Genomic DNA, 6157 nt, shown 5'->3' on the forward strand with positions numbered 1-6157 from the left:
TAAAGTTAGGCTTATTTTTTTTACAGCAAGTTTACTGGTTTTTTTATTTTATGTAACTGATATCAGTCCCGGTTTTAAGTTCTTCAGCGATTTGATTTTGTTTGAAGAGCCTGGCTGAGAACTCTCCTTTCACTATTATCTGGTCACCATCTACTTTCAGCCAACTTCCTTCGCGTAATCCCAATACAGGGATGGTGTTGTAAGCGTGAAACTCTTTTATTCTAGTGTCTCGGGTTTCGCCCATGTGTTTTGACTGCAGATCTGCATCTAAAAAATGTGCGTTGAGGTCGAAAGGAAGAATCCCTAATGTTTTAAAGCTTGGAGGATAAACAATAGGCATATCGTTAGTGGTTTGCATGGTTAGTCCGCAAATAACGCTTCCCGCGCTTGTTCCTAGGTAGGGAGTTCCTTTTTTTATGCTTGCTTCAAGAGCATTCATGATGTTGTTTTTATACAATTCAGCCACCAGTACAAAAGTGTTGCCTCCACCAGTAAAAATTCCTTCTGCGCTTTCGACGGCTGATGCTGCATCATCAAATTCATGTATTCCTTGTACCGCGATATTTATTTTGGCGAAAGCCAAAGCAGCCTTTGCTGTATATTGCTCGTGTGAAATACCACTAGGTCGCGCGTATGGAATAAATAGTATCGTTTTACAATTAGCAAAGTGGATTTTTAACTCGGGCAGCAGGTATTCTAAATAGTCACTTCCGTGCACTGTGGATGTACTTGCAATAATTATATTTTTCATTTTTTGGACTGTTTTATTCCATATAAAGGTATAAAATCAGGTTTCTTATTTTTGTGTTTTTCGTTTTTTATTAACTTTTTTTTACCAAGTCTTTAGTAATTAATTTGGAGGGGATTAGGATACTTTTACGAGCTATCCACATTTAAGTTGGTGCTAATTTGATGAGTAGATTCTTATTTGTGTGGTTTATTTTTTCGCTTTGCCAAATGACTTATGGTCAGGTTGTCACCGAAAGAGAGATTCATAGAAAGATTTCTTCGCAGGGGGTTCCGGTTCAGGGAATCGAAGTAGTGAATCTAATGAGCGAGAAAAGCACCATTTCAAATGCGAATGGTCAATTTTCTATTATGGCTAAAGTAGCGGATGTTGTCGTCTTTACTTCTCTTAAATATGAATATTAAAAGAAAGTTTTGCAACAAGCGGACATCGATAAAAACATCTTGAATATCGAAATCCGAGCAGCGATTATTGAGGTTGACGAGGTCGTTATTCAACGGTATGACCACATCAATGCAGTATCTTTGGGGATTGTTTCTAAAAATTAAAAAACATACACTCCCGCAGAAATGAAGTTAAGAACAGCTGGCGAATTCAAGCCCATAATGCTGTTAGGATTGATTTGGGGATCAATGCCTTTAGATCCATTGATTAATAAAATAAACGGAAGAACGAAACGACTAAAAAAAGAAGTGCTTTTAGAAAAGAAAGAATTAAATTTAAAGTATTTGAGGGTTCTTTTTGGAGAGGATTATTTTGTGAATTATTTGAAAATCCCTTTGGAATACGTAGAAGGATTTAAATATTATGGCGTTGAAAACGAAAAATTTACCATAATTTTAAAGTCAAAAAACAAAGTAACCACCGAATTCTTATTGGGTAAATTAGCTATAAAATATAATGAAATTATTGCCTGTGAAAACGAATAGTACTTTTATCTTGTTTGTGATTTTACTTTCTCAAGTTGTTTTAGGGCAAAGTATAGATTCAAAAAAAATTTATGGAAAAATAAGTTTTGATTCTCTTGTTGTAGAAGGGGTGAATGTTATAAACCTAATGACAGAGAGTGTAACTTCTTCAGATAAAGAGGGATTGTTCTTTCTTTCTGCAAAAGAAGGGGATGTTTTAGTTTTTTCTGCTGTAAATCTCGTAACTTTACGTAAACGAGTAGATAAACAAGTTTTGTCGTCGTCTGTTGTCCAAATTAAAATGGCTTCTGAGAGTATCGACTTAAAGGAAGTTGTTATTGATGAAAGCAGTCAGATTAGTGCTGAGAATTTAGGAATTGTTCCTTTTGGGCAAAAGAAGTATTCACCCGCAGAACGTAAATTATTTACAGCTACTTCTGGTGAAGGCATTGATGGACTTTTAAATGCCATTTCCGGACGAAAAGCAATGCTTAAAAAAGAAGTTGCGATAGAATATAAAGAACAAATGTTAGTCAAGTTAGACTATCTTTTTACACCAGACTACTACACCGGTACTTTAAAAATCCCGGAAGAATATATTCGAGGATTTCAATATTATTGCGTTGAGGACAACGATTTGGTGGGTTCTATAAATTCAAGAAACAAAACATTGTCTCAATTTTTGATTATCATACTAGCTAAAAAATACAACAAAATCATAGCAAATGAAAAATAAAATAGGAATCTTAATACTGTGTTTATTTTGTCAATTTTGTTTTGGTCAAATTGAATCGAGAAAAACACTCAAAGGTCAGGTGAGAAATGATTTGGCGCCAGTTGAAAACGTAATTGTTTTTGATGCTAATTCAAAAACGGGTGCAATTGTCAATGAATACGGTTTTTTTACAGTTTTGGCTAAAGTAAATGATACCTTGGTTTTTTCAAGTCTGACGTTTAAATCTAAAAAAGTCGTGCTTAAAGAAGAGGATTTTATTACGCCTCAATTTATAGTAACGCTGGAGGTCTTCACAAATGAATTAAAGGAAGTGTTGATTGCTGCCAAAAAAGAGCTGAGTCCAATTCTAGGAGAATCACAGAAATATGTTGACTTGATGTACTTTGGAGATCAAAAGTCGGCACTAAAAAATGCAGCCATGCCGCGAAATGGTAGTATAGAATATGGAACGAACTTTGTTAGAATATATAATGATGTACTAAAAATATTGAGAAAGAATAATCCTGAAAAGGTAGATTTTTACAAGGAGACGAGTTTCTCAGAACTTGTTTTGAAAAGAATTAATTATTCTTTTTTTTCCAATACGCTGAATTTAAAAGACGACGAGATTAAACTTTTTCTTGTTTTCTGTGAAAACGATAGTAAATCGAGAACATTAATGCAGCCTAGTGCTGAATTCCAACTCATGGATTTTTTAATTACTAAAAATAAGGAATACAAAAAAATAACAACCTTTTAAATAGATGGATGAAGGACCTTTCCTCTATTAAAGATAAAAATGAAGTACTGAATTCTACAATGCTGGGTGTAACAACTTCAATTATTGTTATTTTGGGAAGAGAGCGATACAGAGAATTACTCTTTTAATAATGGCAATTTTACGCAACGTATTGGTTTTCTTGTTATAAAAAAGGAAGAGTGCAAAAGAATTGCTACTTTTGCACAATGAAAAAAACAATAGTATATCTCGTTTGCGGAGTCTTCTTTTTGAGTTTAACCTCTTTTGGATTTCATAAGTTTTATGTGGCGGTATATCAAATAAATTATGCACCTGAAAAGGAAATGCTACAAATTACCGCGAGAATTTTTGCGGATGACTTGAATAAAGCATTAGAGAAGAGATACACTAAGAATCACTACTTAGGTACAGACAAAGAATCTCCCGAAGATATAATTTCACTAAAAAAATATTTATCAGAGAAATTTACAATAAAAGTCAATGGTCAATCTAAGTCTCTGAATTTTTTAAGTAAAGAACTAGAAGGAGATGTCCTTATATGCTATTTAAGCATAAAAGACATTCAAAAATTAAAATCACTACAGGTGCATAATGCTGTTTTAGTTGATTGGAATTCCGAGCAACAAAACATTGCCCACTTTACCGTTCTGGGAATAAAACAAAGTTTTCTTTTTACCGTATCATCTTCTGAAAGAATGTTAAAATTCTAATAGAGGAGGGGATGCTTGTTAAAAAACAGTATTTTCACGTCCTAAATAATTCGAATTCTACACATGAAAAAAATCACATTATTTTTTATTCTTCCGGCAATGTTATTTGCTCAAGAAAAAGCAACAACAGTTACTCCAAAGCAATCAGGTAAATACGACACCAATAAGTTTAGTCAGATGTACGATTTATTAGCAACGCCTAATATGTTTCGTAACGCTGCAGGTGCTCCTGGTCCAGCTTATTATCAACAACAAGCAGATTATAAAATCGATATCGAGTTAGATGATAAAAATGCTAAATTAAGCGGTTCTGAAATGGTTACTTACTATAACAATTCTCCGGATAATTTAGATTATTTATGGGTTCAATTAGATCAAAATCAACAAGCTAAGGATTCTGAGTCTCCGTTAGCGGAAAGCGAAAGAATAACACAAACTTTTCCAGCTTCTAATTTTACCGAAAAATTTTTAAAAAAACCTTTAGACCGTGGTTTTAATATTGAGTACGTCAAGGATTCAAAAGGAGCTCCGATGACGTACACGATCAATCATACCATGATGAGAATAGACTTGGCTTCGCCAATGAAACCAGGTACATCATTATCCTTTTCTATAAAATGGGACTACAACATCAACGATTACCAGAAAGAGGGTGGTCGTTCCGGATATGAATCATTTGAAAAAGAAGGAAATAGGTTGTATGTAATTGCACAGTTCTATCCTAGAATGGCAGTCTACAATGACGTTGAAGGTTGGCAAAATATGCAGTTTTGGGGAAGCGGTGAATTTGCTTTACCATTTGGAGATTTTGATGTTAACATCACCGTTCCTGCAGATCACATCATGGAAGCGACTGGAGAATTGATGAACAGAAGTGAAGTGTTTACGCCGGCACAAGTTAAAAGATACGAATTAGCAAAGAAAACATTTGACAAACCTGTAGTAATTGTTACACAGGAAGAGGCAGAGGCAGCTGAAAAAGGTTTCTCTGAAAAGAAAAAAACATGGAAATTTAGCGCTAAGAATGTGAGAGATTTTGGTATTGCCACTTCAAGAAAATTCATCCTTGACGCTATGGCTGTTCAATTAAGCAATAAAACAACCATGGCAGTTTCTATTTATCCTAAAGAAGCAAATCCGCTATGGGGAGAAACGTCAACTATAACTGTGGCGCATACACTAAGAAGTTATTCTGCGCATACCTTTGATTACCCTTATCCGAAAGCAGTTTCGGTTTCTGCAGAAGATCAAGGAATGGAATACCCTATGATTTGTTGGAATTTTGGTCGTCCTGATGCAAAAGGAGTGACAAGTGAACAAGTTAAAAATGGGATGATGGGTGTTGTGATTCACGAAGTAGGTCATAATTTTTTCCCAATGATTGTGAATTCAGATGAGCGTCAATGGACTTGGATGGATGAAGGATTAAACTCTTTTATGGAATTCATGGCAGAGGATGAACTGGGAACTAATTTTCCATCAAGACGTGGTCCTGCAAAGAACATCGTACCTTATATGAGTGGTGACCAGAAATTCCTGGAGCCTATCATGTCAAATTCAGAGAGTATAATGCAGTTTGGTAATAATGCATACGGAAAACCTGCGACAGGTTTGAATATCCTTAGAGAAGTGATAATGGGTAGAGAATTGTTTGACTATGCTTTTAAGGTATACGCAAACCGTTGGAAATTCAAACATCCTACTCCGGAAGACTTTTTTAGAACAATGGAAGATGCGTCTGCTGTCGATCTTGACTGGTTCTTTAGAGGTTGGTTTTACTCCACTGACTTTGTGGACATAGGTATTAGCGATGTTAAGCAATATTATGTTTCTGAAACGCCTACAAAAGAATTAAAAGACGTGAAGGTAAGAAAAGGTCGTTTTGGTGTAGATAAAGGACCGTTTGTATATTTAGTTGCAGAGAACAATGAAGAGTTAAAATCAAGTGAAAAGAAACCTTTGAAAGTAGCCGAAGTAAAATTGCTTTCGGATTATGTAAAGACACTTACTACTGTAGAAAAAGGGAATCTTAAATCTCCTAAATTCTTCTATGAAGTAGAGTTCAATAAACCAGGCGGAATGATGATGCCTATATTAGTTGAAATTACATACGAGGATGGTAGCATTGAAAATTTCAAGTACCCAGCTCAAATCTGGAGAAAAAACAATGATACTGCTAAAAAAGTATACGCTACTGAGAAAGCAATCAAGAAAATTCAAATTGACCCTAAATTAGAAACAGCTGACATTGATGTTACTAATAATACTTGGCCAAAAGAGATAGTGAAAAGTAAAATTTGATTAAGGAATAAGCAT

General features: G+C 34.6%; 8 protein-coding genes. 7 read left to right on the forward strand and 1 reads right to left on the reverse strand.

From position 1 onward, the window contains the following. Positions 1-43: 43 nt before the first annotated feature. On the reverse strand, positions 44-751 hold the full coding sequence (pepE, locus tag A3SG_RS0110355) for a dipeptidase PepE (RefSeq protein ID WP_016989951.1): 708 nt from the start codon (positions 749-751) through the stop codon (positions 44-46). Positions 752-912: 161 nt separating this feature from the next. On the opposite strand from pepE, the gene A3SG_RS20805 reads away from it, so the two are divergent. The 7 genes from A3SG_RS20805 to A3SG_RS0110380 all read left to right on the forward strand — a co-directional run bounded on the left by A3SG_RS20805 (position 913) and on the right by A3SG_RS0110380 (position 6142). Beyond that, positions 913-1152 carry a hypothetical protein gene (locus A3SG_RS20805; RefSeq protein ID WP_157485402.1) on the forward strand — a complete coding sequence of 80 codons (240 nt, stop codon included), beginning with the start codon at positions 913-915 and terminating at the stop codon, positions 1150-1152. 9 nt (positions 1153-1161) lie between these two features. After that, positions 1162-1296: a hypothetical protein gene (locus A3SG_RS22730; RefSeq protein ID WP_255347702.1), complete on the forward strand. Its 135-nt coding sequence runs from the start codon at positions 1162-1164 to the stop codon at positions 1294-1296. A gap of 21 nt (positions 1297-1317) precedes the next feature. After that, positions 1318-1677 carry a hypothetical protein gene (locus tag A3SG_RS20810; protein WP_016989953.1) on the forward strand — a complete coding sequence of 120 codons (360 nt, stop codon included), beginning with the start codon at positions 1318-1320 and terminating at the stop codon, positions 1675-1677. After that, positions 1664-2392, forward strand: a complete 729-nt coding sequence (locus A3SG_RS0110365; RefSeq protein ID WP_157485404.1) for a hypothetical protein — start codon at positions 1664-1666, stop codon at positions 2390-2392. The genes A3SG_RS20810 and A3SG_RS0110365 overlap by 14 nt, the downstream gene beginning before the upstream one ends. Further along, on the forward strand, positions 2382-3131 hold the full coding sequence (locus tag A3SG_RS0110370; protein WP_016989955.1) for a hypothetical protein: 750 nt from the start codon (positions 2382-2384) through the stop codon (positions 3129-3131). The genes A3SG_RS0110365 and A3SG_RS0110370 overlap by 11 nt, the downstream gene beginning before the upstream one ends. A gap of 206 nt (positions 3132-3337) precedes the next feature. Then, a complete protein-coding gene (locus tag A3SG_RS0110375) occupies positions 3338-3841 on the forward strand; it encodes a DUF6702 family protein (RefSeq protein WP_016989956.1) in 504 nt (167 codons plus the stop codon). A gap of 63 nt (positions 3842-3904) precedes the next feature. Beyond that, on the forward strand, positions 3905-6142 hold the full coding sequence (locus tag A3SG_RS0110380) for a M1 family metallopeptidase (protein WP_016989957.1): 2238 nt from the start codon (positions 3905-3907) through the stop codon (positions 6140-6142). Positions 6143-6157 lie beyond the last annotated feature (15 nt).

Source organism: Flavobacterium sp. ACAM 123, assembly GCF_000264055.1.
GTDB lineage: Bacteria > Bacteroidota > Bacteroidia > Flavobacteriales > Flavobacteriaceae > Flavobacterium.